Below are 25,869 nucleotides of genomic sequence, written 5' to 3'. Positions count from 1 at the left end.
CGGTCATTGCCGCGGCGCGGTTACCGTCGCCCCGGTCAGCCGCCCATCGTCAGGCCGCAGTAGATGCCGAGCTTGTTGCCGTCCGGGTCGCGCATATAGGCGCCGAAGGCATTCCGGGCCTGGGGCTTGGGTTCCGGCTGGCCCTCGCTGGTGCCGCCATTGGCAAGGCCCGCTGCGTGCCAGGCGCGGACGGCGTCTTCGTCGGGCGCCTCGAAGATGATCGTTCCGCCATTGGCATGGGTGGCGGGCTGGCCATCGCGGGCGGGGCCGAGGAGGAATTTGAAGCCGTCGAGGTCCCACAGCACGATCGGATATTCGCTGGACGCGGCGCAGGGCGCGACGCCCAGAGCGGCGAACGTCGCATCATAGAAGGCACGGGCCTTGCCGAGATCGTTGGTGCCGAGGCGCAGGCTCTTCAGGATCATCTTCTTCCTCCTCCGATTGTCGCACCGAGCCGGGTCGGTGCCGCCAGTTGGGCCTTTTTACCCTGAACTGGCTGTCCGCCCGGCCGCGTCACGATGGGCGCGCTGCAGCGAACGCCAAGGGTGTGGATCGCGGCCCGCGCCCGGTCAATCGCGGCTTCTCCGCCGCCACGATGATTGCGGGCGATGCGGCGAAGGCGGGACTTATCCACGCGTTTCGCCCCCCTCTCCGGGCGGGGCCTGTGCTTCGGGTGGACGCTCGCGGGCAGGTTTGGCATTCGAAATCGCCATGTGGCACATCTTCCAGTTTCCGCTCTGCCCCTTCAGCCGCAAGGTCCGGCTGCTCATGGCCGAAAAGGGCATCGCCTACGAACTCCAGACCGCGCGTCCCTGGGAAGGCGAGGACCGGCTGTTCGAGATGAACCCGGCAGGGCGCACGCCGGTGGTCAAGGAAACCGAACGCGGCACCGTGGTCGTCGACAGCCGCGCGATCTGCGAATATTTCGAGGAAACCGTCGATCGTAACCCGCAGATCAGCGGCACGGCCGTCCAGCGCGCGGAAATCCGCCGCCTGATCGCGATGTTCGACGAGAATTTCTACAACGACGTGTCCGGTCCGCTGCTGCATGAGCGGATGAAGAAGCGTCTCGTGCTGCGCCAGTCGCCGGATGCCAAGATCCTGCGCGAATCGATGAAGCTGGCGCACGACTATCTCGACTACATCGATTACCTGATCGACAACCGCCCCTGGCTGGCCGGCGCGACCATGACGCTGGCCGACCTTGCCGCCGCGGCGCAGATCTCGGTGGCGGACTATCTCGGCGGGCTGGACTGGTCGAGCCACGAACAGGCGCGCGGCTGGTATCTGGTGATGAAGTCGCGCCCCTCGTTCCGGCCGCTGCTGAGCGAGCGGATGGAAGTGATCCAGCCGCCCAGCCACTACGCCGAAGTGGATGCCTGAGGCTTTTTGCTACCGTCGTCCCGGTTCAAGTGCGGGACGACGGTAGAATTATCCCTCAGGACGCGGCGCGGTAGCTTTCCAGAATGTCGCGGCGCAGGGCTGCGCCGCTGTCGGTGCGGGAATAGAACATGTGCCCGCCGGGATAGACGTGCAGGCGCACGCGGTCCGGGCGGCCGAACTGCGGCATCTGCGCCATGATCAGCCGCGAGCCGAAGTAGGGGCACGAAAGGTCGTCCCAGCCGTGGACGATGTCGACGGTCATCTTCGGGTCGATGGAGATCGCCTGGCGCAAGTCCTTGACCGGGTTGTCGCTGTCGTCGCGGGTCCAGGCCTCGTTCACTTCGTAGGACAGCGCATTGTAGCGCGCGTCGATCTTCCAGCCGACCTGCCGGGTCACGAAATCGACCATGGCCGAGGTCGTCGGCGCGATCAGCGTGGTCAGCAGCGGGTCGCTGTACTGCGGACGGGCGCTGGCCGGGAAAGGATCGTAAGCGGTGTAGTTGGAATCGTAGACCGACCCCACGAGGCCCTGATCGCGGCGGATCTCGCGCAAATACGTCGCGATGTCGACGCGGCCGTCCATGCGGCGCACCAGCGCGGGGTCGAGGCCGGTCAGTTCCGCGACTTTGGCGGAAAGGCGGTCGGTGGCTTCCTTGTCCTGCGGGCCGGCGAGGAAGTCCTGCACGTATTGGGTGCGGATATACTGCTCGACCGGGGCCATGCTCGCCTCGCTCAGGTTGCCCTGGCGCTCGAAGTGGCCGGCGACCATGGCCGGCAGGTTGATCATCCAGGGCAGCGGCGAGAGCGCATCGTCCTCGCCGATGGCTGGCGGATCGAGATAGGGCGAAACCAGCGTCATGCCCGAAATGCCTACGCCCATCTGCGTCTGGAGATTGTAGGCCAGGCGCGGCACGCGGTAGCCGCCGTAGCTTTCGCCGGCGAGATACTTGCGGCTGGTCAGGCGGCCGTTCTGGTTCAGCCAGTCATAGACCACGCGGCTGAGGTACTTGATGTCGTTCTCGGAGGTGTAGAACGCCTTCTTGGTCGCCTCGGCATCGACGCGGCTGCGCGAGAAGCCGGTGCCGATCGGGTCGATGAAGACCAGGTCGGTGAAGTCGAGCCACGAATTGGGGTTGTCGTGCAGCACGGCGGGGTCGGACGGCGCATCGCCCTGCGCGCCGAACTGCACGCGCTTGGGGCCGATGGCGCCGAGGTTCAGGTAGACCGAGGCCGCGCCGGGGCCGCCGTTGAAGGCGAAGGTGACGGGGCGCGAGGTAGGCGCGCCGGGCACGGTATAGGCGGTATAGACCACCTCGCCGATGGTCTTGCCCTTCTCGTCCTTGATCGGCAGCGCGCCGACGGTGGCGACGTAGTTGACGGTCTTGCCGCCGATCACCGCGCTCTGCTTGATCGACTTGGCTGCGGGCAGCAGCGGGATTTCGTCGCCCTCAGCGTCCTTCTTCGCTTCGGCGCTTTCGGCAGGCTTGTCGGCAGCGAAGGCCGGGACGGAACAGGCGGCGAGCACCATGGCCAGGCAGGCCAGCGAAACTTTGCGCATGGAAGGAACGACCCCTTTTATCGATGCGTCCGAACGGACGTCAGGGGCGATCAGTAGAACCTTGAAATAGTATACGACAAGGGTCCGAGCGGGAAAAAGGTGCCTGGCCCGTCCTGCCTTCCGGAGATCGGGCCATGGGAATGGTCCATCGGAAGGCAGGGCAGGTCAGGCGTTCGGACGGCTCGGGGGTGCCGCCCGAATTCTTCAAGGCAGCATCGAACCCGTATCGATGAAGCGCTGGTGCCAGGACAGCGCCTCGCCCGGCAGCGAGGGCGACTGCAGGCCATAGGAGCCTTTCAGCGCGCGGGCGTAGTAGTCTTCCAGCAGCGGGCGATAGTCCGGGTGCGCGCAGTTGGCGATGATGACCTTGGCACGTTCCTTGGGGCTGAGGCCGCGCAGATCGGCCAGGCCCTGCTCGGTGACGATCACCTGCACGTCCTGGTTGATGTGATCGACGTGGCTGGCCTGCGGCACGATGGCCGAAATCTTGCCGCCCTTGGCGGTGGAGGGCGTCATGAAGATCGAGATATAGGCATTGCGCGCAAAGTCGCCCGAACCGCCGATGCCGTTCTGGATGCGTGACCCCATGACGTGGGTGGAGTTCACCGCGCCGTAGATGTCCGCCTCGATCAGGCCGTTCATGGCGATGCAGCCCAGGCGGCGGATCAGTTCGGGGTGGTTCGAGATTTCCTGCGGACGCAGGATCATCTTGTCGCGGTAGCGGTGCATGTCCGCATTGACGCGCGCGGCGGCCTCGGGGCTGAGCGAGAAGGCAGTGGCGGAGGCCATGCGCAGCTTGCCGGAATCCAGCAGGTCCAGCATGCCGTCCTGGATCACTTCGGTATAGGAGGTCAGGCTGTCGAACGGCGAGTCGACCAGGCCGGTCAGCACGGCATTGGCGATATTGCCCACGCCCGACTGGATCGGCAGCAGCGCCGAGGGCAGGCGGCCCAGCTTCACTTCGTGGTTCAGGAATTCCAGGATGTGGCCGGCGATGGCCTTGGCCTTCTCGTCCGGCGGGCTGAAAGGCGCGTTGCGGTCCGGCCGGTCGGTTTCGACGACGGCGACGACCTTGGCGGGATCGACCTTGAGGTAAGGCTCGCCGATGCGGTCATCGGGCTTCACCAGCGGGATCGGCACGCGCGAAGGAGGCAGGGCGGTGCCGTAGTAGATGTCGTGCATGCCCTCCAGCGCCTCGTTCTGCCACGAATTCACTTCGAGGATCACCTTGGAGGCGCGGTCCAGCCAGGTCTTGTTGTTGCCGACCGAGGAAGAGGGGATCAGGCTGCCGTCGGCGCGGATGCCCGAGACTTCGATCACCGCCGTGTCGAGCGGACCGAGAAAACCCTGCCAGGCCATCGGCGCCACCTGCGAAAGGTGCATGTCGAAGTAGTTCATCTCGCCCTTGTTGATGCGTTCGCGGGCGATGGGATCGGAGTTGTAGGGCAGGCGGAATTCGATGCCGTCGGCCTTGGCCAGCGCGCCGTCGAGTTCGGGGCCGGTCGATGCGCCGGTCCACATGCGAACCTTGAAAGCGCGGCCGGCGGCGTGCTCGGCCTCGATCTGCGCGGCCAGAGCCAGCGGCACGGCCTTGGGATAGCCCGATCCGGTGAAACCGCTCATGCCCACGGCGGTGCCGCTTTCGATCAGGCGCGCGGCCTCTTCTGCGGGCATGACCTTTGAACGAAGCTCAACACTCTCGATGCGCATGGCAACCTCATCCTTTCTGACTGACCTTTGCTGCGCCAGTCGGCCTCCGGGGGCGGCGAATCCAGTGCAAAGTCCAACCAGACGGTTGCGGCGGATGCATGACAAAATGGCCCTGCGGCCGATGCTCCGCGCCCTTTTCCGGCCTTATCGCGAGGCCATTTCTATCACCGTTCGGGCGATCGCCACCAGTTCCGCCTCGCGGTTGACGCCGCACTTCTGGAAGATGGTGCGCAACTGCGCGACGACGGTCTGGACGCTGACCTTGCGCATCTGCGCCACGGTCTGGCGCGAATGGCCCTGGGCCAGCAACATCACGACTTCCGCTTCGGCCGTGGTCAGGTGCAGCGCCTCGGCCAGTCTCCGCGCAGGGACGTGGCTGGCAGCAAGCGGTGCGCGCAAGGTGACCAGCACCCGCGGGGCGAAGCCGAAGGACCAGTCCTGCCGCGGCAGGGTGCGCACGTCGATGAGAATCAGGCTGTCCTCGCTCCGCAGCCACAGATCGGCGGGGCCGGTGTCCAGACCGGCCAGCGCGGCGGCGATCCGGGCCTGGAGCCGCTGGTCGATATCCTGCCGCACCGCATGGAGTGCGGCCGAGCGGACCTGTAGCGTCCAGGGCCCAAGCAGGGCCTGCGCGGCCGAGGTCATGCCGCAGACCTTGCCGACTGCGTCGAGCAGGATGGCCGCGCTGCTCATCGATTCGAGGGAGCCCTTCAACAGCGCGGCGCCCTGGTGCTCGATCGCGTCCTGCAGCCGGATCGCATCGAGCACGGTTGGTCCGATCCGGCGGAATACTTCGCGCTGGGCCTCGGTCGTATGCCCTTCGGCCTGGCCATGAAGCGCGGCAAGTCCGAAGAGCACGCCGGGGCGCTGGCTGAGCACCATCTGCACCCCGAATTCGGCATCGTGGCGGCGCACGTAATCGAGGTAGGCCTCGTTCGTCGAAATGGCGCGTGCTGCGGTGTAATGAACTTCCCAGGTCAGTTCCAGCGGCGCGCGCGTGGTAGCGACCCGGTAGTTAACGTCAGGCCGATATCCCCCGATCGTGTCGAATTCCGTCAGGAACGTGGGATTGGCGTCCGTCACCCAATTGAATGCGGCGTGCCGTTCGCCCAGCGCCAGCAATTGCGCGCGGGCCGAGCCGGTGTGGCTGGCGAGCGCTTTCAGCGCCGTGTCCCAGCCATTGGCCTCGAACGGCGCGCGCGCGAAAAGGCCAGCCAGATCGTCCGCGCGCGTCTCGTCCCTGTCCCTGCCCACGAATCCGTCATGGAACGGCCGGGCGTGCTTAACAAGTCCTGTTATCGAACGCAGCTTCCGGGCGGCTACCATGAACATGGTATGCCCTTGATCCGAAACGGGTCCACAACCGAATCGCGACCCGAGGGATCGGCGACAAGCCATCCTGAGATAACTGCCCGAGGCCTGCACCGCAGGTCTCGGGCTTTTCTTTTCGCGGGGACGGGCGCGAGGCCGCCAGATCGGCCGGCCGCGTGGATGGACGGGTGGCAGCGCGGCTCGGGATCGGCATGCCGTGTTCGGCCGAAGCCTTCAGGCGGCCTTTGGCAGCCAGCTCGACATCTGGAGCTGATTTACGCCCGGAAGCCGGTTACTTGCCCCACTTTCGCTGCACTTTCCCATAGCGCGTCTTGCGGGTTCCAGGCTTGCCTTCGTTGCTGCGGCCGACGATCGGCGCTTTCTTGTGCTCGTCGGGGATGCCCAGTTCGCTGGCTTCCATCTTCCTGATCTCGTCGCGCAGGCGGCCGGCTTCCTCGAATTCGAGGTCGGCAGCGGCAGCGCGCATCTTCTTTTCGAGGTCCTCGATATAGGCCCGCAAGTTGTGGCCGACGAGGTTGTTCTGGCCCTCTGCGTCGATGTCCACCAGCACGCCGTCGCGGCTGGCGGTGTCTGCCACGATGTCGGCGATGCGGCGCTTGATCGTCTGGGGAGTGATGCCGTGCTGGGTGTTGTATTCTTCCTGGCGGGTGCGGCGGCGGTCGGTTTCCGCGATGGCACGCTCCATCGATCCGGTCATGCGGTCGGCATAGAGGATCACCCGGCCATCCACGTTGCGCGCGGCGCGGCCGATGGTCTGGATCAGCGAGGTTTCGCTGCGCAGGAAGCCTTCCTTGTCGGCATCGAGAATGCAGACCAGCCCGCATTCGGGAATATCGAGGCCCTCGCGCAGGAGGTTGATGCCCACCAGCACGTCGTAGACGCCCATGCGCAGATCGCGGATCAGTTCGATGCGCTCCAGCGTCTCGACGTCGCTGTGCATGTAGCGCACGCGCACCCCGGCCTCGTGCATGAACTCGGTCAGGTCCTCGGCCATGCGCTTGGTGAGGGTGGTGACGAGGGTGCGATAGCCCTTCTCGGCGGTGGCCTTGCACTCGACGATGCAGTCCTGCACCTGATCCTCGACCGGTCGGATCTCCACCGGCGGGTCGATCAGGCCGGTGGGGCGGATCACCTGTTCGGCGAAGACGCCGCCGGACTGGTCCATTTCCCAATGGCCGGGCGTGGCGGAGACGGCGATGGTCTGCGGCCGCATCGCGTCCCACTCGTTGAAGCGCAGCGGGCGGTTGTCAATGCAGCTCGGCAGGCGGAAGCCGTATTCGGCCAGCGTGATCTTGCGGCGGTGATCGCCCTTGGACATGGCGCCGATCTGCGGCACCGTCTGGTGGCTTTCGTCCACGAACAGCAGCGCGTTGTCCGGCAGGTATTCGAACAAAGTCGGCGGCGGTTCACCCGGCAGACGGCCGGTGAGGAAGCGGGAATAGTTCTCGATCCCCGCGCAGGAGCCGGTGGCGGCGATCATTTCGAGATCGAAATTGGTGCGCTGTTCCAGCCGCTGGGCTTCGAGCAGGCGGCCCTCGGCTTCCAGCTCCTTCAAGCGCTCGGTCAGTTCGAAGCGGATCGCTTCGCTGGCCTGCTTCATCGTCGGGCCGGGCGTCACATAGTGCGAATTCGCATAGACCCGCACCTTTTCGAGCGCCGAGCCCTTCTTGCCGGTGAGCGGATCGAACTCTGCGATTTCCTCGATCTCGTCCCCGAAGAACGAGATGCGCCAGGCGGTATCCTCAAGGTGGGAGGGGAACAGTTCCAGATTGTCGCCGCGCACGCGGAAGGTGCCGCGGGTGAAGGCGGCGTCATTGCGCTTGTACTGGAGCGCGACGAGCTTGCGGATGATCTCGCGCTGGTCCTGCGTGTCGCCGGTCTTGAGGTCGAAGATCATGGCCGAGTACGTCTCGACCGAACCGATGCCGTAGAGGCACGAAACCGAGGCGACGATAATCACGTCGTCGCGTTCCAGCAGCGCGCGCGTGGCCGAGTGGCGCATGCGGTCGATCGCTTCGTTCACCGAGCTTTCCTTCTCGATGTACGTGTCGGACCGGGCGACATAAGCTTCCGGCTGGTAGTAGTCGTAGTAGGAGACGAAGTATTCCACCGCGTTCTCGGGGAAGAAGTCCTTCATTTCCGCATAGAGCTGGGCGGCCAGGATCTTGTTCGGCGCCAGGATCAGCGCCGGGCGCTGCAATTCCTCGATCACCTTGGCCATCGTGAAGGTCTTGCCCGATCCGGTGACGCCCAGCAGCACTTGCGTCTTCTCGCCGTCGCCCGCCGTGGAAACGAGATCGGCGATGGCCGTCGGCTGGTCGCCGTTCGGTTCATATTCGGAAACGACCTTGAAGGGCCGGCCGGGCATCGACTTGTCGGGTCGCTGCGGCTTGTGGGGGACGAACGTGCCCGAGGTGTCCGGTTCCTCAAGGCCCCGGCGAATGATCAGCTCTGCCATGGCAGAACATATGGGGTATGTGCCACGGGCCCGCAATGGGAGTCGGGCTCTATGGGGATCCGACCCGGCAGTCGGGCGAAAACGGCGGTTCGGCTGTTTTATATGGCACCGGCGCCCGCGCGCCCTGCAGCCCCTCCGGTATGGTGGCGGGGACGGGCCGGTGATACGTCTTGCGTCATGAAACGGTGCGAAGGAAGGTGCTGATATGAAGCCGTATATGACCCTTGCAGCGATGGGCCTGGCGTTTCTGGCGGCCGGCTGCGGATCGAAGGAGAAGTCCGGCGAGGCGGCGGGCGCACCGGGCAAGTCGCAGGAAGAAGTACGACAGGAAGCCGCCAAGCTCGACAAACCGCGCCCCGGACAGTATGCGCAGACCAGCGAAGTGAAGCAGATCGACGTTCCAGGGCTGCCCAAGCAGATGGCAGACCAGATGAAGTCGACGCTTCAGAAGTCTCAGGTCAGCAACTTCTGCCTGACGTCCGCCGAAGCCGAAAAGGGCTATCGCGACATGTTCCACGATGTGGGGCAGGGCCGGGAATGCACTTATTCGCGCTTCGACGTTGATGGCGGGAAGCTGGATGCCCAAATGGAATGTGCGTCGAAGGAAGGCGGCAAGGCCGTTCTGACGCTAGACGGCACGGTGGCCGAGGACAACTCGGACATCACCGTGAAGATGGATATGAGCGGTGGGCCCCAGATGGGCTCCCAGCCCGGTGGGCAGATGAAGATGACGATGCATGTCACCACGAAACGCATCGGAGATTGTCAGGGATAAGGCCCCGTTTCGGCAGGGCCCGACCGTACAGGAGTTAGAAAGGTAAAGTGAACGGTCAGGCCCCGCGCCAACTCGACATGATGCGCAGCGCCATCGTGCGCCGCGCTGCGCTTGCGCGCGAGCCGCATCCGGAGGGTGTCCGCAAGCCGTCGCTGCGGCTGTTCTTTGCCGAACTGGCCTCGCTGCGCCGGGGCGGCAAGAAGCTGCTCGGGATCGAGACCGCGCTTCACCCGCAGCCCGTCATGCTCCTGCCCGGTTTCGGCGCCCATCCCAACCGGATGAAGCCGATGGCCGAGGCGCTGACACAGGCCGGGCACGAAGTTCACGAATGGGGCCTTGGTTTCAACTTCGGCCCCAACCAGCACAATTTTGAGTTCCTGATGCGCCGGGTCGGCGCGCTGGCCCGGCGGCACCGCGCCCCGATCACCCTGGTCGGCTGGAGCCTCGGCGGCCTGTTCGCGCGCGAAATCGCCCGTCGGCAACCCGCAAGCGTGGGCAAAGTGGTGACGATGGGCACGCCGTTTTCCGGTGATCCCAGGGCCAACAATGCCTGGCGCGCCTATCAGGTGGTGACCGGGCACTCCGTGGACGCGCCGCCGATCGACTGCGACTTCGCCGAGAAACCGCCGGTGCCGACAGTGGCGCTGTGGAGCCCGCGCGACGGGGTGATCCACCCGCGCTCGGCCTGCGGCTGGCCGCATGAACGCGACCGGGCCGTGCCGATCCGCTGCTCGCACCTGGGTTTCGCCAGCGATCCGCGAGTCATCGCCGAAGTGCTCCGGCAACTCGACATCGAGGACTGAGCGGGGCGACGCTGGCTTGCGAATGCCCCGATGCGGGCTTCCGCTTAGGCCATCACGTCGTCGCGCGCCTTGGCCACTGGCGCTCTCGCGCCGAGCGAGCACCCGGCGCTTGCCGCGATCATCATCGCCACGGCCAGCCATTGCAGCGCCGTCAGCCGCTCGTCCAGCACCAGGAACCCCACTATGGCGCCGAGCGCGGGGGCCATGCTGCTCAGAAGGCCGACGATTCGGCTGGAGAGCTGCCCCATCGCGCGCATCTCCAGCATGTAAGGCAGGGCGCTAGACAGGATCGCGACGACGATGCCCAGGCCGAGCGCGTGGAGCGGCAGGCTCGCCGGTGCCGAGGCGATCCCGAACGGCACGGTGACGAGGCAGGCCACGGTCATGCCGATCGAGACCGCCGTCGTGCTGCCCACTTCGGCGGCGCGCTTTCCGCAGAGAATATAGAGTGCCCAGCAAGCCGCGGCGGCCAGGGCGAAGCCGATTCCCGCCAGGTCGAGCGGCTGCGCCCGGCCGGGCCAGGGTATCAGCAAGGCCAGTCCGCCAAGCGCCAGGGCGAGCCAGAGGAAGTCGCGCAGCGACCGCGAGGTCGCCAGGACCACGGCCAGCGGTCCGCAGATCTCGATGGCGACGGCGATGCCGATGGGGATGCGGCGGAAGGCCCAATAGATCATCAGGTTCATGCCGCCGAGCACGAGGCCGTAGACCAGCAGCCAGCGAAGCTGCCGCCCGGTCACGCGGCTGCGCCAGGGGCGGGCCAGGATCAGCAGGATCACGGCCGAAATCGTCGTGCGCAGGGCCGCGACGCCTTCCGGCCCCACGACCGGAAACAGGCTCTTGGCAAAGGCCGCGCCCAGATTGATCGAGGCTTGCGCCACGACGATGGAGAGGCCGGCAAGAAGTACGGTGCGGTCGGTCGTCGCGGTCATGCCCCGCGCGATGCCTGCACTGGCGACGCGGGGCAAGCCGATAGTGGGGAGGGCAGGATTTCCGCTGCTCTCTTTGTGGTGTTGCCTATCGCTGCTCCGGTGGATCCGCCCGAACTTGAGGCGCAGACCCGTGGACCGATCCCAGCCAGAAAAAGCCGTCGAAGCCTGCTATCGGCGCTTCTCCCGGAAAGGTACCCAGTTGCATGAAGGGGGCGCGTTTCAGATCGACGTCGCTTTTGGCGGGATGGTTGCCGCACTCGATCGCGTCCTTGGGAATGGCCTGTCCTGGCTCGAAACGCCTGCCGGGCTTGGCCATGCAGTTCCACGCGCTGCCGGCAGCGAAGCGCATTTTCAGGCTGACCACGCGGCCGGTACGGGCGAGGCGTGCTGCCATCGGGTCGAAGCTCTTTGCGCCTTCGCCGTAAGGAACCGTTTCGGCATGAAACCCGCCGACCAGAACCAGGACGCGGTCATAGCTGCCGTTGCTCGCGGCATTGTGAATATTCTCCGCCTGGGCGGCCTCATGCGGACCTTGCCCCGCAAGATGGGCGAAGCGCTTGCGCTGGGATTCGTCGCGCGGGCCGTTGAACGCCGCCACGTCGATCGGGCGGCCTGCATCCTTCAGCCGGTGAAGACGAACCAGCATCGCGAACATCGCCTCGCTGGCGACGCCATCCGTGCGCCCCTTCCATCCGAACTTCTGCAAGGCTTGCGCGAACTGGTTCGCAGGTAATCGCCAAGCGTCCTGCAAGGCGGCATCGGCGCCCGAGTCAAATTCGATGGCAAGGAGAACGCGCTGGTCTTGCGCGGCGAGCGCGCACGCCAGATCACCGACGAATGCAGGGCTTTCCTGCGTTCCATGAAGCTCCCCGAAGACGATATAACGCGGCTGCAGATTCGCGATTTCGGCCCAACCTTCCGGCACCGGGCAGGTCTCGGCAGCAGGTGTGATCGAGGGCGGTTCGCTTCGCCCGGGCGTTGCTCCGAGCGATAGGGCCAGGCAAGAAACCAGGATTGCCGGCATCGAAGGCATGCGTCATCCTCTTGCTCAGCCCGTCGGTGGCCGCCGACGATAGCTGAGCGCCTCCGCAACGTGGATACGTTTTACCTGTTCCTCTCCCGCCAGATCGCCGATCGTGCGCGCAACCCGAAGGATGCGCGTGTAGCCTCGTGCAGAGAGATGCATTGCCTCGGCCGCCTGCATGAGCAGCTTGCGGCCGGCCTCGTCGGGCGTTGCGTATGTCTCCAGAAGGTCGCCGTCGAGTTCGGCGTTGGTGCGGTTGCCTGTTCCCGCCAGGCGTGCGGTCTGGACCGCCCGGGCCTGGCCGACCCTGGCGGCAACTTGCGCGCTGCCCTCGCTGGGCGGAGGAAGCGCAAGGTCTGCCGCGCGCACCGGGTCCACTTCCACATGAAGATCGATACGGTCAAGCATGACATCCCTTTTCAAGTCCTATACAGAGAGCACATGAGGCCTGTTTACATTTACGCGCGATGGTCGTCCTTAGAACAAGTGAAGGGCTCGACGCTCACTCGCCAAATCGAAAATTGCTCTGCCTACGTCGCAGGGCAGGGCTGGAAGCTCGCGAGCCCGCCGATCATTGATAGTGGCAGATCGGCCTACACAGGCGACAACATCCGCGATGGTCGGCTTGGCACATTCCATGATGACGTTGTGGCGGGAAGCATTCGACGGCCGATTCTCGTTGTCGAGGAACTTGACCGGCTCTCGCGTCAACCGGCCGACGTGATGCTCACTTGGCTTTCGCCGCTCGTCAGGGCGGGTGCTGATATCGTCGTCACACAGACCAATCAGGTCATCAACGAATCCATGCTCAACAGCGATATGGGCGGGTTGATGAATTTGCTGGTCGTTGCTTTCGGCAGTTACACAGAGAGCCGGAAGGAGTCCGAGCGCGTAGCTGCGGCATGGGAAGTGAAGCGCAACGCGGCACGAGCAGGTCAGCCAGTGACGCTCAACCATCGGCACCCGAAGTGGGTGACGATCGAGGACGGTGCTTTCGCAGTCATTCCCGATCGAGAAATGGTATTACGGCAGGTGTTCGCTTGGGCAGGCGAGGGTCTCGGGAAGGGCTTGATAGCTAAGCGTCTGAACGAGATCGCACAGACAAACCCAGCATACCTTCCTTGGGAGGTGAAGATGTGGGCCCCGACCTATATCGGCCGTATCCTTCGGAACCGAGCGGTTGTGGGCGAGTGGCAGCCACACAACTGGGCCCGCAAAGATGCGAGGCGAACAATCGCAGGCGAAGCAGTCGAAGGTTACTACCCGCGCGTGATCGATGACGCCACATTCGCGCTTGCGAACAGCAGCAGGCGTGCTGGTGCCCTTGTTGAGCAGGGGCGCGGGATAGGCCTGAGCAATCTGATCGGGCGGAAGGCGCGGTGCGCCTCATGCGGCGGCCAAATGGCAGCCCTCGGGTCCGCGCGATATCGAATCGGCAAGGACGGCACGAAGACAAGGCACTACTACTTGTACTGCGAGGCCGCGAAACGCGGCAAAGGCTGTTCGAACCAAATGGGATGGCCATATGACCGCATCGAAGGACCATTGCTGGAAAGGCTGCTGTCGCTCGTACTGGACGATTCGCATTTTGCTGCCGATGAGCGGCACCTGCGGTTGTTGGAAGCAGACATGTACGCCTCCCGCGAGCGGGTGGCCAAGATTGGGCGGAGCATTCAATCGGTCATTGCATTAGTCGAGGGTAGCGACTCCGGTGATTTCGATCACTTCACGCGAGACCGATACAACACGCTGCGTGCCGACCTGACGAGCGCTGAAGCCGCTGCCGCAACAGCCGAGGAAGCATACCACAGCGCGAAAGGTGCTGTTTCTCCGGCTGAACACATGCGTAGGGTGGCGGAGGTGCAGGCGCTACTGGATCATGATGACCCCGACCTTGTGTTTGACGCGCGTCGGCGCGTCAAAGCTGCGCTGCAAGATGTCATTGACGAGATCACGTTCGATCCGGCGTCTGGCCGTGCAACGGTGCGCTTGATTGAGGGCATCGCGTTTTTTTGGATCGAACGGAATGGTGCGATGTCCGCGCATTTCGATCTGTCGAAAGAACGGAGTATCGATGCCCTTCCTCCAGATCGCAGAGCATTGGTCACTGGTTTCCGGCAGCGCCGCGCCGCAACTGGCTACGATCGATCGAAGGGGTGATGACGGCAAGGCCGCGAAAGGTTTGGTCGTGGGCCCAGACTGCCCACCTTCCGGTGCAATATCGCGATCACGAGAAAATGGACGGAATTCCGATTTCCGGGTAAATACCGGTGATGCATATGGATGAGGTCCAGCGCTGCTAGCTGCGGTTCTGGATCGACGAGCAAGGATGAATATAAGTACAAATTACTACCAAAAGACGCAACATTCTACCATCGAACTGGAAAATGCGAGAGCGAGGCTGGTTGCGGCTCTTCGCGATGGTCGGGGTGAAACATCAAAGGCGCTCGCGCGGCGTCTCGAAGATTGCGGTTCTACCGACAAATGGCTGGGGAATACATGGTACTGCCGCCAACCGGCGTGTTTCCGGTGCAAGCGCATCTATGCCCGTCAGCAGGCCAAAGCACTTCAAACGAGGTTCGCCGGGATTGCAAAGTGCGACTTGTCGTTGGTCACGATCTTGTTGGGGGTGCCCTCCGATGTTCGTGACATTCCTGACGTATGGAGGAAAGGGCGAGAAGCCCTCCGCAATCGAGTGAAGGCAATGAGGCGCGAGTCGGTTCGGTGGAACGACGTGCAACTGACTGGCTGGATGGAAGCGGACCCTTTCGACGCGGCGCAAGTCCCACTGATGCAATCGCGCATGCGCGAATATCTCGACGAGAACGGGCCGCCGCTTTTCTTCGACTCTGACGCCGGTTGGATCGTGCACATGCACGTAATCGTCCATCACCCCCGTGTAGATTGGCAAGGTGTGCGGGACGCGCTGCAGCGTCAATGGCCTGCTGAGCACGCCGTCGATGTCCAACCTTGTAGCCAAGCGAAGTACGACGGACAGTCGATGGATGTCGCGCTGTTCACGACCACGAACTACGCTCTCAAATCGACGATCGGCCGGATGCTCTATGGCGAGCAGGGCGGCGCTATCGATACTCACCCAGCGTCGTGGATGGCCGATCTGCACACTGTGATCTACTCGACATCATCCGGCTTTCGCCCGTGGCGGGTCGTGATGGATAAGGTCGGTTCCCGTACTCGCAGTCATGATGAAGATTCTGAGGAATACTCCGATTTAGAGAAGTATCGTTGGAATAGGTTTGGGAATTATTGTTAAAACGATCTTGTCTCTTCGTTATTTTCATTTCGTAATATCTATCAATACAGCATCCTATTTACCTTTTATACTATACTATATAACTGTGCGCGCGGCATGGATAAATACAGCGTGTCTTAGATGGGCTAGCCGTCCTTTACATCTAGTGCCCTGGGCTTTGTCGAGGCACTTGCAAACGGATGAGGTGACGACATGAGGTATCGGGAGTTCTCGGGAATGCTGCGTGAATTGCGAGGGGTAACACCGACCGCACGCGCCCAAATCGCGCGAATCCAGCGCGAGGTGGACGATCACGAAAGCGATGTCATCGTGCCGATCATGTATGGGGCAAGCGCCGACGACATCGAGGAAGGCGAAAGGCTTGAAGCCTTGCGGCTAGCGAATGAGCGCGAGCGGTTGGAAATCGAGCGGCTCCGTCAAGAGATCGAGCAAGACGACGATGCGAAGCTGCTGGACAGAATATTGGTACTTGCCAAAGCCGCCAAGGCTGTTGCGCTGTAACAAAATGACTCCTGAGGAGATTTTTCGTAAGATTATTGCGATTCGCGCGGTGGGCAAATCGCTGCCGCTTCTTGTTTGCATCGACCACGACTGGGAATCGGATGGAGCGGCAATACGGCGAAAAGCTATCTACGAATGGTGCACCGCGACCTGCGAGGGCGATTGGCGACGCGGCGTGTCGTCGCGCGCGACGGGCACCCTCAGCCTTGAGTTCGCGGAGGAAGGCGACGCAGTGTATGCCGCGATCATGTGGCGTGGGCGCGGCTAGCGCGCGCCTCCACGCGCTGGATCATTGAACGGCTGACATCATAGCGTTTGGCTAGTTCCCCGAGGGATGTCCCGCTTGCGCGCGCGGCGCGAATGTCGCGCTGATCTAGGTCCGATAGTGCTTGGCGACGGCCAAGGCGCTTGCCCTGTGCCTTCGCGCGAGCAAGCCCGGATCGCGTGCGCTCGACGAGCAGGTCCTTTTCGAATTCCGCTACGGCGGCAATCACGCTCATCGTCATTTTGCCAGCCGCACTGGCAAGGTCAGTTCCCCCCAGCGCAAGGCAATGAACTCGCACTCCTGCCGATGCCAGTCGTTCTACTGTTGAGCGCACGTCCATGGCGTTACGGCCGAGGCGATCAAGCTTGGTCACGATCAACACATCGCCCATTTCAAGGCGGTCCACCAGCTTTGCAAAACCTGTCCGTGAAAAGGCTGGAGTCGATCCCGAAACCGTCTCGGCAACAATCCGGTGGGCCTCGATGCCAAAGCCAGCCGTCTCGATCTCGACGATCTGGTTTTCGGCAGTCTGGTCAGTGGTGCTCACGCGGCAGTAGGCGAAAGTTCTGGCCAAGTCGTCTTCCTCTGTATCGATGGTGTGCATCGATATATCAGATGTATCGAAAATACTGTCAAGCTAAGTTTCGATACAGTTGTCTCGGGCGTATCGAAAACGGTCGTTTCCGTGCGACGTGCGTGAGTTCCGAAATGCTTGGGCGCTGCGAGTGTCGAAAAATCCAAACGAAGCAGCGAATTGACTTGCCGATGGCGTCGCGCAATACCCGTAGCAAATGGTGGGGTATTGATGGCTGAATTGCTGAACGAAGGCGAAGGCGTACCGCTTCGGTTGTATTACAGGCTGGCACCTGATCATACGGCTAGTGCGGAGGTGATAGCGCGCGCATCACTCGCGTTCATTTCCGGCATCCGGGAACTGGCATACGTCCTCGACCCGTCTGCTCAAGTGCAAATTGGTCTCCAAGGGCACACCGAGGGCAGCCTGTGGGAAGACCTCGTGCTTTTGGTAGGCAAGGCGAAGGCAGAGTATCAGGCCCACCCAGCGCGGTATGGTTTGGCACTTGCTGCGCTCGCGTGGATCATGACTCCCCCGGCCGAACGGGCTCGCGAAATTGCATGGCAACCTCTGCTCGACCAGTATCTGCCGGAAGCGAAGAATGAAGATGTCGAGGAAGCCAAAAGACTGATTGAGATTGCTTCCAGCGGCAAGGTAGCAGTTCGCGAGAAGCAGCAGTTCTATCGCGAGATTGGCCGGGACACCGGAATCGTGGGCGTATCGGCGAACATCAGTCGCGAAACTCCCGACTGGATTGTCGATAGGTCGGACTTCCAGGCCTACAGCGGGCAAGCCCCTATCGTTGTGACCTCGCATGATCGGGTTGCAGTCGGCCCGGCGAGAGTCATCATTCTCAGTCCGGTGCTCGAAATTTCCACCACGCGCCGCTGGAAGTTTGCAACTCCCGCTGGTGAATTCGGAGCGGCAATCAAGGATCGTGCATTTCTAGAGAGCATCGTTGCCGGGCAAACCAGCGTGCGAATGCGCGGTGGCGTCGAACTGGATGTTGAATTGGAATCGCGGGAACGCCTCGTCGATGGCGTGTGGACTGTGACCGAGCGTAACGTCCTTCGCGTTCTCGATATCAGTGAACCTGCGGCCAGTCGCCAGCAGACGCTATTTCCTGAGTAAAGCCGCCAGCATCGAGATCGCCGCGAACGAGATGAAGCAAATCGCGAGGGCCATTGCAATCTTACGATCGAAACAGGCGACGATCGTCAATGTCGCAAAGCCCGCAAGCCCCGGCAGTAGCCAGCCCTTCGTCGAGCCATTCTGAGGTGCAGGTCCACGCATCCCGCTAGATTCGCATGCTGCAAACGCCAATACAACCCCGAGAGGTGTGTTCTAGTGCGAGTCCTTACTGCGTAGTTCTCGCCCGCTGTCGGAATGCCGGAGCATGCTCCGAGCCGCCGATCACCCTGCTACGTTGTTGCCGGATCAACGCAGCGGCGGCTTGATCAAGCCGCGTCAGGTCATCTGCCCATGGATGTGAGCGGTCGAACGCTGGAGATTTGGTGCCACCGCGTACGTGCCTTCCGCGTTGGTCTGACCATCGGCGCTTGATTGACTTGAAAAGGGATGCAATGCTGTCGAGCAGGGGGCCGGAGACCTTGCTCTGGTAGTCGGCCGCGCACTTGGGCACGCGGGAACAGGCGAGCGCGGGATCGCTGAGATAGCCGCAGCGACAGGGGTTCATGGCGGCGATCAACTGGACCCGGGCCGGATAAGTGACATGGGCATTGGCCCGCGCGACGGTGACTTCTCCGATCTCCAGGGGTTGGCGCAGCGAATCGAGTACGGCGCGCTGGAATTCCGGCAGTTCGTCCAGGAACAGCACGCCGAGATGGGCCATCGAGACTTCGCCGGGGCGCACTTTGAGGCCGCCGCCGGTCAAGGCCGCCATCGAGGCGGAGTGATGCGGCGATCGAAACGGCCGGGCGCGGCTGATGCGGCCTTCCTCCAGAGTACCCGCGACGGAGGCGATCATCGAGACTTCCAGCGCCTCTGCGGCCGTGAGTTCGGGCAGGATTCCGGCAGGCAGGCGGCGAGCAGCGACTTTCCCGCGCCCGGAGGGCCGCTCATCAGCAGGTTGTGCGATCCGGCTGCGGCGATCTCCAGCGCCCGGCGAGCGACCTCCTGCCCTTTGACCTGTTTCAGGTCCGGTCCGCGCTTGGGCGGATCGGCGCGGCCGGGTTCGGGCTGCGGCAGCACTTGCGTGCCCTTCAGGTGATTGAGCAGGCTGACGAGGTTGGGCGCGGCCACCACCGGAATGCCGTCGGCCCAGCGTGCCTCGCTGCCCTGCGCCGCCGGGCAGATCAATCCGAGGTCGCGCTCACTGGCGTGAAGCGCGGCCAGCAGGACGCCGGGAGAAGGGATCACCCGGCCATCGAGTGCGAGTTCGCCCACCGCCACGAAGTCGGCCAATTGCTCGCTGTCGACGATGCCCATGGCCGCCAGCAGGGACAGCGCGATGGGCAGATCGTAGTGCGAGCCTTCCTTGGGCAAATCGGCCGGGGACAAGTTGATGGTTATACGCTTGGGCGGCAGGGCCAGGCCCATGGCCGTCAAGGCCGCGCTCACGCGCTGGCGGCTTTCTCCCACCGCCTTGTCCGGCAGTCCGACCAGCGCGAAACCCGGCATTCCGGGCGCGACCTGGCACTGGACCTCAACCGCACGCGCTTCCAACCCCAAGTAGGCGACAGTGGAAACGAGAGCGACCACGCAAGCAATTCCTTGATGCAATCGTAATCAGAGCGGCGGCCGTAATCAAAATATTAAGCACGTTGTATAACGAAATTTGACCCAAGTAATTGCAGTTGTCCATTAGGTTAAAGTGTTTTAACCTTAGCTCTAGTGACTTGAGTAAGCAGATGGACTGCATCTCATGGACATGCGCGCATTTGCCTCCATTTCCGCTCTGGCGATCCTGACCTCCGCCTTGTTCGGAGCAGGCCCGGTCGCGGCGCGGGATGGCAGGATCTCCTACGAATTGGTGGAGGTCGGGACCGGCTCCGGCCCCGCCGGGCTGGTCGATCCCAGCTATGCCGAGCAAGTCGCTCTGGCGGCGACTGACGAGGAGCAGGGCCTTGCGCAGGATGCGCAGCAGCAGGCTGCGTTCTGGCAGTCCGCGCCTGCCGGCATTCCGCGCGGGATCGCCCGCTACGGCCCGTTTCGCGTGATCGACGGCACGCATGCCGCACTCGTGGATGCCACGGATTCGCGCAGCCCCGAACAGTTTGCGGCGTTGCTGCGGGACTATCCGAATATCTCCGAACTGGAGATGATTGAGTGCCCGGGGACTGAGGACGATCTTGCCAATCTGCGGCTGGGACGCATGATCCGGGCGCGCGGGCTTACGACTCATGTACCCACCGGTGGGTCGGTGCGATCCGGCGCTGTGGAGCTGTTTCTGGCTGGGCGGCTTCGCTATGCCGATCCGGGGTCGGAATTCGCCGTTCATGCCTGGCTTGACGATACCGGGCGCACCCCGCGCGACTATGCGGCCAATGCACCGGAAAACCGCCGATATCTGGACTATTACCAGCAGATGGGAATGGATCTTCGCGAAGCGCAGGCCTTCTACGCGATGACCAATGCCATTCCCTTCGAATCCGCGCGCTGGTTCGGGGCGGAAGAGATGGCGCGCTGGGTCAGGCTGGACCGGACGCGCAGCTGGACCTCCACGCAACTTACCCTGTTGCAACGATAACGGACCTGTCTTCCTTTGGAGAAGAGCTGAGATCCACAGCATGATCGATCCATTGCGCGGGCGGGGGGCTGGCGCGGAATGCAGGTCGATGCAATGGATTTGGCGGAGAACGGCACGGGCAACCGGCCCGGGCAAAAGCGTCTGAACAGGACCGACGCGGCCGATGGCGGCGCTTCGGGTTCGCTGGCCGGGCTTCAGGTGGCAAGGGCGCTGGCCGCCCTGTCGGTCACTTTTCACCATGCGCTGGAAACGTCGAACGGCGTCCCCGGCGCTTTCAGTCCGGACTGGCTCACTACGGGGGGAGCCGGCGGAGTCGATATCTTCTTCGTCATCAGCGGCTTCATCATGGCTCATACCAGCCTTGTTCCAGGGCGCCCCGCGCCTTCGCCCGCCGCCTTCCTGCAAAGGCGCGCCACGCGGATCTATCCGCTCTACTGGCTTGCCTGCCTGGCGATGCTGTCGCTCATGGCCCTGGGGTTCTTCCAATCGCGCACGCTCTTGGCCGGAGACATCGTGGCCGGCCTGGCGCTGCTCCCCGGCGGACAGCCGATCATCGGGGTGGCCTGGACGCTCGTCTACGAAGTGTACTTCTATCTGGTCTTCGCGGTCTGCCTGATGGCGGGCTCTCGCAGGGCCGTGCTGCTGGGGACGGGCGGAATCATCGTCTCGGTCCTGCTGCTGGCTCATGGCCTGCCGGAAAGCGAGATCCGGCGCTTCCTTACCGATCCGATCCCGCTCGAATTCCTGCTGGGCCTGGGTTTGGCGCAGTTTCATTCGGGGCTGACCGCGGGCCTGCGCGGCACCCGGCTTGCGGTCTTGCTCGTCCTTTGCGGTTTCGCCCTGCTCTATGTCGCACCGCTGTTCGTCGCCCACGAGACAACGCATGGCCTCAGCGGATGGGGCAGGGTTGCTACCTGGGGCACGGCGGGAGCGGTGATCGTTGCCGGCCTGCTGGGTGTGCGGGAAAGTGGTGGCCGCGGCTGGATTGGGCGCGTCGTGCAGCCGCTCGTTGCCTTGGGCAATGCTTCCTACGCCCTCTATCTGTCTCATTTCTTCGTCTTGATGGCTTACGGCCTGGCCCTGAGATCTCCGGAAGTGGCGCGGATACCGCAGTATCTGCTAGTGCTACCCGTGGTCGTCCTTGCCTGCTTCGTAGGCGGCGTGACGCACCTCATGGTCGAGCGGCCCCTGCTGCGATTCTGCCGCCGCCTTACGGGATCTGCAGAAGGAAAGAGGGCAGGGCCCTTCTCACGCCGGAGCGAATCGAATCCCCTAGCCCGAGCGCCTTGGCGCTGACCGTTCGCGCGCAAGGGGGCGGATCCGGGCGAATTGGCAGAAGGTGCGGCCTGCGAGGCGTTCTATTTGAAGAGCGAGCCGAGCCAACCGCTGCGCCGCGCGGGCCGCTGCGCCCCGCTGACCTGAAGCAGGTGATTCGCCAGGACCGCGGCCTGGCTGCGGGTCAGGAAGAATCGGGCGTTGTCGGGCTCGTCACCGGAGTCCCAGCCTTCCTTTTCGAAGGTTTGAAGTTCGAGCAGGATGTTCGGGCCAAGGTCGCGCGAGGCCCATCCTACCAGCACGCTGATACGCTCTTCCATCGCCATCGCTTCGCCGCACCCACCGTTTCTGCCGCCGAAAACCGGCCTTCGGCCGCGATGCTAACATGGATGGAGAGGCTCGGGACGTGGCGCTCCAGTAGACGCGCGGGGGCATTGTGGGTAATGGCGAAGGCGATCCAGGCAGGGCAGCCTCGGTGCGCCGGAGGCCTCTTCGGATCTGCCGTTTCATGTGCCTTTGCCTTGACTCTCCCGCACCGGTCCAGTAACGGCGCGCTTCTGTTTTGCGGTCGACCTTCTTTGGGCGGCCCTTTTTGTTCGGGTCCTTCGGGGCCGTATTTGAATTTCGAGGACCGTCATGAAGCGCACTTTCCAGCCCAGCCGCCTTGTTCGCGCCCGCCGTCACGGCTTCCGCGCCCGCACGGCGACCGTCGGCGGCCGCAAGGTGCTTCGTGCGCGCCGCGCTCGCGGCCGTTCGAAGCTTTCGGCCTAAGTCTTCCAGCCTCACGGCTGGATGCGGCACGGCCCGTGCCGCCATCCGAGTTCCCCTGCCTTCGGGGATTCGGGTGGCGGCACGGGCCGCCGCCGTATGGGGCGGCCGCAATCCGGCGCCGCGCGTGGCTCACGATCGCCTGTTCTGGCGATCCCTGCCATTTGCGAAGGGTGCCGTTTGTGATCGAGAGCCGTCGCCCCTATCTTCGACCGCAATGACCAGCGCCTATTCCACGATGACCAGAAGGGCCGACTTCGTTGCGGCCAACGGCGGTCTTCGAGTCGCGCGCGCCGGTTTCGTGCTCCTGGCCAAGCCGAATGGTGGGCAGGGCATGCGGGCGGGGATTACCGTCACCAAGAAGATCGGCAATGCCGTCGTGCGCAACCGCATGAAGCGGCGCTTTCGGGCGTTGCTGCGCGAGATGCTGCCGGAGCACGGCCTGGCCGATACCGATCACGTCCTGATCGGCCGCGAAAACGGCGTCGAGCGGGACTTCACCTTGCTTCGCGACGAATTGCTGGCGGCGCTCGGCCGCGCCCAGGCCGGCAAGGGCGATCCGCCCCGCAGCCATCGCGGCCGCAAGCGTGGCCCGGGCGGCAAGGGCAGCCCGCCCAAAGGCGGTCCCGGCAAGATGGGCGGCAGTAACGGGCGCGGCACTGGCGGTGGCTCGGACGCCTCGAACAAGGACGCGCGGCCGTGAAAAGGGCGCTCGCCATCCTGGCTTCCGTGCCTGGGCTCCTGCTGATTCTGGTGGCGCGGGCCTGGCAACTCGGGCCCTCGCGTCTGATGCCGCCGACCTGCCGCTATGCGCCGTCCTGCTCGCAGTACGCCATCGTGGCGGTCCGCAAGCATGGTGCGATTAAGGGTGGCTGGCTGGCGTTCAAGCGTATATTGCGCTGCCAACCTTGGGGTGGGCACGGCTACGACCCCGTCCCTGACTGAATGAAATCGAGGCAGCCCTGGTCGCTGCCGCGGACGCGAATACGACAGGAAAACCTTCGTGGATAAGCAGCGCAACATCATCCTGGCGGTCGTCCTGACCGCGCTCGTGCTCTTCGGCTGGGAAGCCGGGATGGGGTACTTCTATCCGCAGGCCAACAAGCCGGCGCCGGTCGCCCAGAATGCTGGAAACCCGACCGATGCGGCCGCCAGTGCCGGCAAGCCCACCCGTGAAGGCGGCCTGCGCGATGCGGCCGACCTGGCGCTGGAGCAGAAGGACCTGAAGACCGCGCTCGCCGCTCCCGGCCGGGTTCCCATCGCCGCGCCCGGCGTCTCGGGCTCGATCAACCTTACCGGCGCGCTGCTCGACGACCTCGTCCTGAATCGCCACCGCGAAACGGTGGAGAAGGATTCCGGCCCGGTCCGCATGTTCTCGCCCTCGGGAACCCCGGCGCAGCAGTATGCCCAGTTCGGCTGGGTCGGCGAAGGCGTGGCCGCGCCGACCGCGCAGACGGTATGGACCGTGGCGCAGGGCGCCCGGCTCACGCCGTCGACGCCTGTCGTCCTCACCTGGGACAACGGCCAGGGCCAACTCTTCTCCATCACCCTCAAGGTGGATGAGAACTATCTGATCACGGCCGACCAGCAGATCCAGAACCGTGGCTCGGGCGCCGTGGCGATCCAGCCCTTCGCGCTGGTGAACCGTACGGACCGCACCGCGGCGGCCTATGCCTGGACGCTGCGTACCGGCGGCGTGGGCGCGTTCGACGGTTCGGTCGCTTTCGGTCCGAAGTATGACGCGCTGGCCAAGGACGGCACGATGCCGCAGCCGGGCAATACCGACTGGATCGGGTTTACCGACGTCTACTGGATGTCGGCCGTCATCCCGGTCAACGCCAAGGCCCAGGGCACCTTCCGTTCGCAGGGCAACGGCATTTTCCGCGCCGACGTCGTCTATGACAAGTCGGTGATCCAGCCGGGCCAGAGCCTGACCCGCGAAACCAAGCTGTTCGCCGGCGCCAAGGAGCACAAGGTGCTCGACGCCTACGAAAAGTCGGGCATCGCCAACTTCGGGCTGGCGATCGACTGGGGCTGGTTCCGCTGGTTCGAAAAGCCGATCTTCTGGCTGCTCACCAAGCTGTTCAGCCTGGTCGGCAACTTTGGCGTGGCCATCATCCTGCTGACCGCGATCGTTCGCGGCATCATGTTCCCGGTGGCCCAGCGCGGTTTCGCCTCGATGGCCGCCATGCGCGCGATCCAGCCGAAGATGAAGGCGATCCAGGAGCGCTACAAGGACGACAAGCAGAAGCAACAGCTTGAGATCATGGCGCTCTACAAGCAGGAAAAGGTGAACCCGCTTGCCGGCTGCCTGCCCATGTTCCTGCAGATCCCGGTGTTCTTCGCGCTTTACAAGGTGCTGATGCTGGCGATCGAGATGCGCCACCAGCCCTTCGTGTTCTGGATCAAGGACCTTTCCGCGCCCGATCCGCTGCACATCCTGAACCTCTTCGGCCTGCTGCCGTTCAACCCGCCGGGCTTCCTTGCCATTGGCGTGCTGGCCCTGCTGCTGGGCGTGACGATGTACTTCCAGTTCAAGCTGAACCCGGCCCAGATGGACCCGGCCCAGCAGCAGGTCTTCGCGCTGATGCCGTGGTTCATGATGTTCGTGATGGCGCCGTTTGCCTCGGGCCTGCTGGTCTACTGGATCACCTCGAATATCCTGACCATTGCGCAGCAGCAGTTCCTTTACAGCCGTCATCCGCAGCTGCGGGCGCAGGCCGAAAAGGACGCGCAGGACAAGGCGCGCACCGCCGGACGCAAGGCCTGAGACTGACATGGAAGAAGAAAACACAGAATTGATGGAGCAGGCGCGCAAGCTCTTTTCGGGACCGGTAACGTTCCTGAAGAGCGCGCCCGCGCTCAAGTTCCTCCCCGATGGCGATTCGCCGGAGATCGCCTTCTGCGGACGGTCGAACGTCGGCAAGTCGTCGCTGCTCAATGCGCTGACCGGCCGCCAGTCGATCGCGCGCACTTCGGTGACGCCGGGGCGCACGCAGGAGCTGAACTTCTTCGAAGTGGGCGAGCCGCTGCAGTTCCGCCTCGTCGACATGCCCGGCTACGGCTTCGCCAAGGCGCCGCCTGCGGTCGTCGAGACCTGGCGGCGGCTGGTGCGCGACTATCTGCGCGGCCGCGTGGCGCTGAAACGCACGTTGCTGCTGGTCGATGCGCGCCACGGCGTGAAGACCGTCGATGCCGAAATGATGAAGATGCTGGACGAAGCCGCCGTCGGCTATCGGATCGTCCTGACCAAATCCGACAAGATCAAGGCGAGCGAACTGGAAAAGGTTCACGCCGAGACGATCGCCGAGGCGCGCAAGCACCCGGCGGCCTATCCCGAAGTGCATGTCACTTCTTCGGAGAAGGGGCTGGGCATCGCCGAGCTTCGGGCTGCAGTGCTCTCCGATTCGCAAACCTGAACCGTATGGGCGGGATCGGTGCCTTCACGGCGCCGATCCCGCCCGCTCTTGTCGATACCCCTCTGTCGCCCGGCTTGTTTCGCGGCAGAGACAGGCGTGATCCGCGGGGCGC

At 63.8% G+C, this 25,869-nt stretch carries 25 protein-coding genes and 2 pseudogenes; 15 read left to right on the top strand and 12 right to left on the bottom strand.

Going from position 1 to position 25,869, the window contains the following annotated elements:
* Positions 1 to 35 precede the first annotated feature (35 nt).
* Positions 36 to 425 (bottom strand): VOC family protein, encoded by a 390-nt coding sequence (locus EDF57_RS13070; RefSeq protein WP_132264845.1) that lies wholly within the window; start codon positions 423 to 425, stop codon positions 36 to 38.
* A 286-nt stretch (positions 426 to 711) separates the two neighbouring features.
* On the opposite strand from EDF57_RS13070, the gene EDF57_RS13065 reads away from it, so the two are divergent.
* A complete protein-coding gene (locus EDF57_RS13065; protein WP_132264847.1) occupies positions 712 to 1,383 on the top strand; it encodes a glutathione S-transferase family protein in 672 nt (223 codons plus the stop codon).
* A 55-nt stretch (positions 1,384 to 1,438) separates the two neighbouring features.
* On the opposite strand, the gene EDF57_RS13060 is transcribed toward EDF57_RS13065, so the two are convergent.
* The 4 genes from EDF57_RS13060 to uvrB all read right to left on the bottom strand — a co-directional run bounded on the left by EDF57_RS13060 (position 1,439) and on the right by uvrB (position 8,441).
* Positions 1,439 to 2,941, bottom strand: coding sequence for a peptidase S10 (locus EDF57_RS13060; RefSeq protein WP_134094629.1), 1,503 nt, complete (start codon positions 2,939 to 2,941; stop codon positions 1,439 to 1,441).
* A gap of 204 nt (positions 2,942 to 3,145) precedes the next feature.
* Positions 3,146 to 4,651: an acetyl-CoA hydrolase/transferase family protein gene (locus EDF57_RS13055; protein WP_134094628.1), complete on the bottom strand. Its 1,506-nt coding sequence runs from the start codon at positions 4,649 to 4,651 to the stop codon at positions 3,146 to 3,148.
* Positions 4,652 to 4,795: 144 nt separating this feature from the next.
* Positions 4,796 to 5,905, bottom strand: a complete 1,110-nt coding sequence (locus EDF57_RS13050) for a helix-turn-helix transcriptional regulator (protein ID WP_243841053.1) — start codon at positions 5,903 to 5,905, stop codon at positions 4,796 to 4,798.
* 349 nt (positions 5,906 to 6,254) lie between these two features.
* Complete coding sequence (gene uvrB / locus EDF57_RS13045) at positions 6,255 to 8,441, bottom strand: excinuclease ABC subunit UvrB (protein WP_132264852.1); 2,187 nt, start codon at positions 8,439 to 8,441, stop codon at positions 6,255 to 6,257.
* 205 nt (positions 8,442 to 8,646) lie between these two features.
* Between uvrB and EDF57_RS13040 the strand changes: the two genes are divergently transcribed.
* Together EDF57_RS13040 and EDF57_RS13035 are read left to right on the top strand one after the other, a co-directional pair.
* On the top strand, positions 8,647 to 9,216 hold the full coding sequence (locus tag EDF57_RS13040) for a DUF3617 domain-containing protein (RefSeq protein ID WP_134094627.1): 570 nt from the start codon (positions 8,647 to 8,649) through the stop codon (positions 9,214 to 9,216).
* A gap of 77 nt (positions 9,217 to 9,293) precedes the next feature.
* Positions 9,294 to 10,019: an alpha/beta fold hydrolase gene (locus EDF57_RS13035; protein ID WP_132265334.1), complete on the top strand. Its 726-nt coding sequence runs from the start codon at positions 9,294 to 9,296 to the stop codon at positions 10,017 to 10,019.
* A gap of 44 nt (positions 10,020 to 10,063) precedes the next feature.
* On the opposite strand, the gene EDF57_RS13030 is transcribed toward EDF57_RS13035, so the two are convergent.
* The 3 genes and pseudogenes from EDF57_RS13030 to EDF57_RS13020 form a co-directional block, all read right to left on the bottom strand.
* A complete protein-coding gene (locus EDF57_RS13030) occupies positions 10,064 to 10,948 on the bottom strand; it encodes an EamA family transporter (RefSeq protein ID WP_134094626.1) in 885 nt (294 codons plus the stop codon).
* 85 nt (positions 10,949 to 11,033) lie between these two features.
* Positions 11,034 to 11,981, bottom strand: coding sequence for a hypothetical protein (locus EDF57_RS13025; protein WP_134094625.1), 948 nt, complete (start codon positions 11,979 to 11,981; stop codon positions 11,034 to 11,036).
* A gap of 15 nt (positions 11,982 to 11,996) precedes the next feature.
* A pseudogene (locus EDF57_RS13020) lies at positions 11,997 to 12,380 on the bottom strand (ATP-binding protein); the annotation flags it as partial.
* On the opposite strand from EDF57_RS13020, the gene EDF57_RS13015 reads away from it, so the two are divergent.
* The 4 genes from EDF57_RS13015 (at position 12,357) to EDF57_RS13000 (ending at position 16,015) form a co-directional block, all read left to right on the top strand.
* Positions 12,357 to 14,132 carry a recombinase family protein gene (locus EDF57_RS13015; RefSeq protein WP_134094624.1) on the top strand — a complete coding sequence of 592 codons (1,776 nt, stop codon included), beginning with the start codon at positions 12,357 to 12,359 and terminating at the stop codon, positions 14,130 to 14,132. The pseudogene EDF57_RS13020 and the gene EDF57_RS13015 overlap by 24 nt on opposite strands.
* Before the next feature lie 169 nt (positions 14,133 to 14,301).
* Complete coding sequence (locus tag EDF57_RS13010; RefSeq protein WP_134094623.1) at positions 14,302 to 15,246, top strand: hypothetical protein; 945 nt, start codon at positions 14,302 to 14,304, stop codon at positions 15,244 to 15,246.
* Positions 15,247 to 15,462: 216 nt separating this feature from the next.
* A complete protein-coding gene (locus EDF57_RS13005) occupies positions 15,463 to 15,747 on the top strand; it encodes a hypothetical protein (RefSeq protein WP_134094622.1) in 285 nt (94 codons plus the stop codon).
* A gap of 4 nt (positions 15,748 to 15,751) precedes the next feature.
* Positions 15,752 to 16,015, top strand: coding sequence for a hypothetical protein (locus EDF57_RS13000; protein WP_134094621.1), 264 nt, complete (start codon positions 15,752 to 15,754; stop codon positions 16,013 to 16,015).
* On the opposite strand, the gene EDF57_RS12995 is transcribed toward EDF57_RS13000, so the two are convergent.
* Positions 15,993 to 16,616, bottom strand: coding sequence for a recombinase family protein (locus EDF57_RS12995; protein WP_243841052.1), 624 nt, complete (start codon positions 16,614 to 16,616; stop codon positions 15,993 to 15,995). The two genes, EDF57_RS13000 and EDF57_RS12995, sit on opposite strands and share 23 nt — an antisense overlap.
* 201 nt (positions 16,617 to 16,817) lie before the next feature.
* Here EDF57_RS12995 and EDF57_RS12990 point away from each other — a divergent pair, with 201 nt between their 5' ends.
* On the top strand, positions 16,818 to 17,717 hold the full coding sequence (locus EDF57_RS12990; protein WP_134094620.1) for a hypothetical protein: 900 nt from the start codon (positions 16,818 to 16,820) through the stop codon (positions 17,715 to 17,717).
* On the opposite strand, the gene EDF57_RS25790 is transcribed toward EDF57_RS12990, so the two are convergent.
* Together EDF57_RS25790 and EDF57_RS12985 are read right to left on the bottom strand one after the other, a co-directional pair.
* The gene (locus tag EDF57_RS25790; RefSeq protein WP_208324869.1) at positions 17,703 to 17,879 is read right to left on the bottom strand and encodes a hypothetical protein; all 177 of its coding nucleotides are present in this window, start codon (positions 17,877 to 17,879) and stop codon (positions 17,703 to 17,705) included. The genes EDF57_RS12990 and EDF57_RS25790 overlap by 15 nt on opposite strands.
* 64 nt (positions 17,880 to 17,943) lie before the next feature.
* A pseudogene (locus EDF57_RS12985) lies at positions 17,944 to 19,226 on the bottom strand (YifB family Mg chelatase-like AAA ATPase).
* 250 nt (positions 19,227 to 19,476) lie between these two features.
* Here EDF57_RS12985 and EDF57_RS12980 point away from each other — a divergent pair.
* On the top strand, positions 19,477 to 20,295 hold the full coding sequence (locus tag EDF57_RS12980; RefSeq protein ID WP_243841051.1) for an alpha/beta hydrolase: 819 nt from the start codon (positions 19,477 to 19,479) through the stop codon (positions 20,293 to 20,295).
* 93 nt (positions 20,296 to 20,388) lie between these two features.
* Positions 20,389 to 21,591, top strand: coding sequence for an acyltransferase (locus EDF57_RS12975; protein ID WP_166675273.1), 1,203 nt, complete (start codon positions 20,389 to 20,391; stop codon positions 21,589 to 21,591).
* Between the two features lie 62 nt (positions 21,592 to 21,653).
* On the opposite strand, the gene EDF57_RS12970 is transcribed toward EDF57_RS12975, so the two are convergent.
* Positions 21,654 to 21,896, bottom strand: coding sequence for a hypothetical protein (locus EDF57_RS12970; RefSeq protein WP_243654159.1), 243 nt, complete (start codon positions 21,894 to 21,896; stop codon positions 21,654 to 21,656).
* Positions 21,897 to 22,206: 310 nt separating this feature from the next.
* On the opposite strand from EDF57_RS12970, the gene rpmH reads away from it, so the two are divergent.
* The 5 genes from rpmH to yihA all read left to right on the top strand — a co-directional run bounded on the left by rpmH (position 22,207) and on the right by yihA (position 25,757).
* A complete protein-coding gene (gene rpmH, locus EDF57_RS12965) occupies positions 22,207 to 22,341 on the top strand; it encodes a 50S ribosomal protein L34 (RefSeq protein WP_086494189.1) in 135 nt (44 codons plus the stop codon).
* A gap of 214 nt (positions 22,342 to 22,555) precedes the next feature.
* Positions 22,556 to 23,041: a ribonuclease P protein component gene (rnpA, locus tag EDF57_RS12960; protein ID WP_134094618.1), complete on the top strand. Its 486-nt coding sequence runs from the start codon at positions 22,556 to 22,558 to the stop codon at positions 23,039 to 23,041.
* Positions 23,042 to 23,067: 26 nt separating this feature from the next.
* The gene (yidD, locus tag EDF57_RS12955; protein ID WP_132265338.1) at positions 23,068 to 23,283 is read left to right on the top strand and encodes a membrane protein insertion efficiency factor YidD; all 216 of its coding nucleotides are present in this window, start codon (positions 23,068 to 23,070) and stop codon (positions 23,281 to 23,283) included.
* A gap of 58 nt (positions 23,284 to 23,341) precedes the next feature.
* Positions 23,342 to 25,108: a membrane protein insertase YidC gene (gene yidC, locus EDF57_RS12950; protein WP_132264864.1), complete on the top strand. Its 1,767-nt coding sequence runs from the start codon at positions 23,342 to 23,344 to the stop codon at positions 25,106 to 25,108.
* Between the two features lie 7 nt (positions 25,109 to 25,115).
* Positions 25,116 to 25,757, top strand: a complete 642-nt coding sequence (gene yihA / locus EDF57_RS12945; protein WP_134094617.1) for a ribosome biogenesis GTP-binding protein YihA/YsxC — start codon at positions 25,116 to 25,118, stop codon at positions 25,755 to 25,757.
* Positions 25,758 to 25,869 lie beyond the last annotated feature (112 nt).

It is taken from the genome of Novosphingobium sp. PhB55, from assembly GCF_004368805.1.
Classification (GTDB): Bacteria; Pseudomonadota; Alphaproteobacteria; order Sphingomonadales; family Sphingomonadaceae; genus Novosphingobium.
Note: the sequence above shows the minus strand (reverse complement) of the source record. Positions and strands in the feature narration are given on the sequence as shown.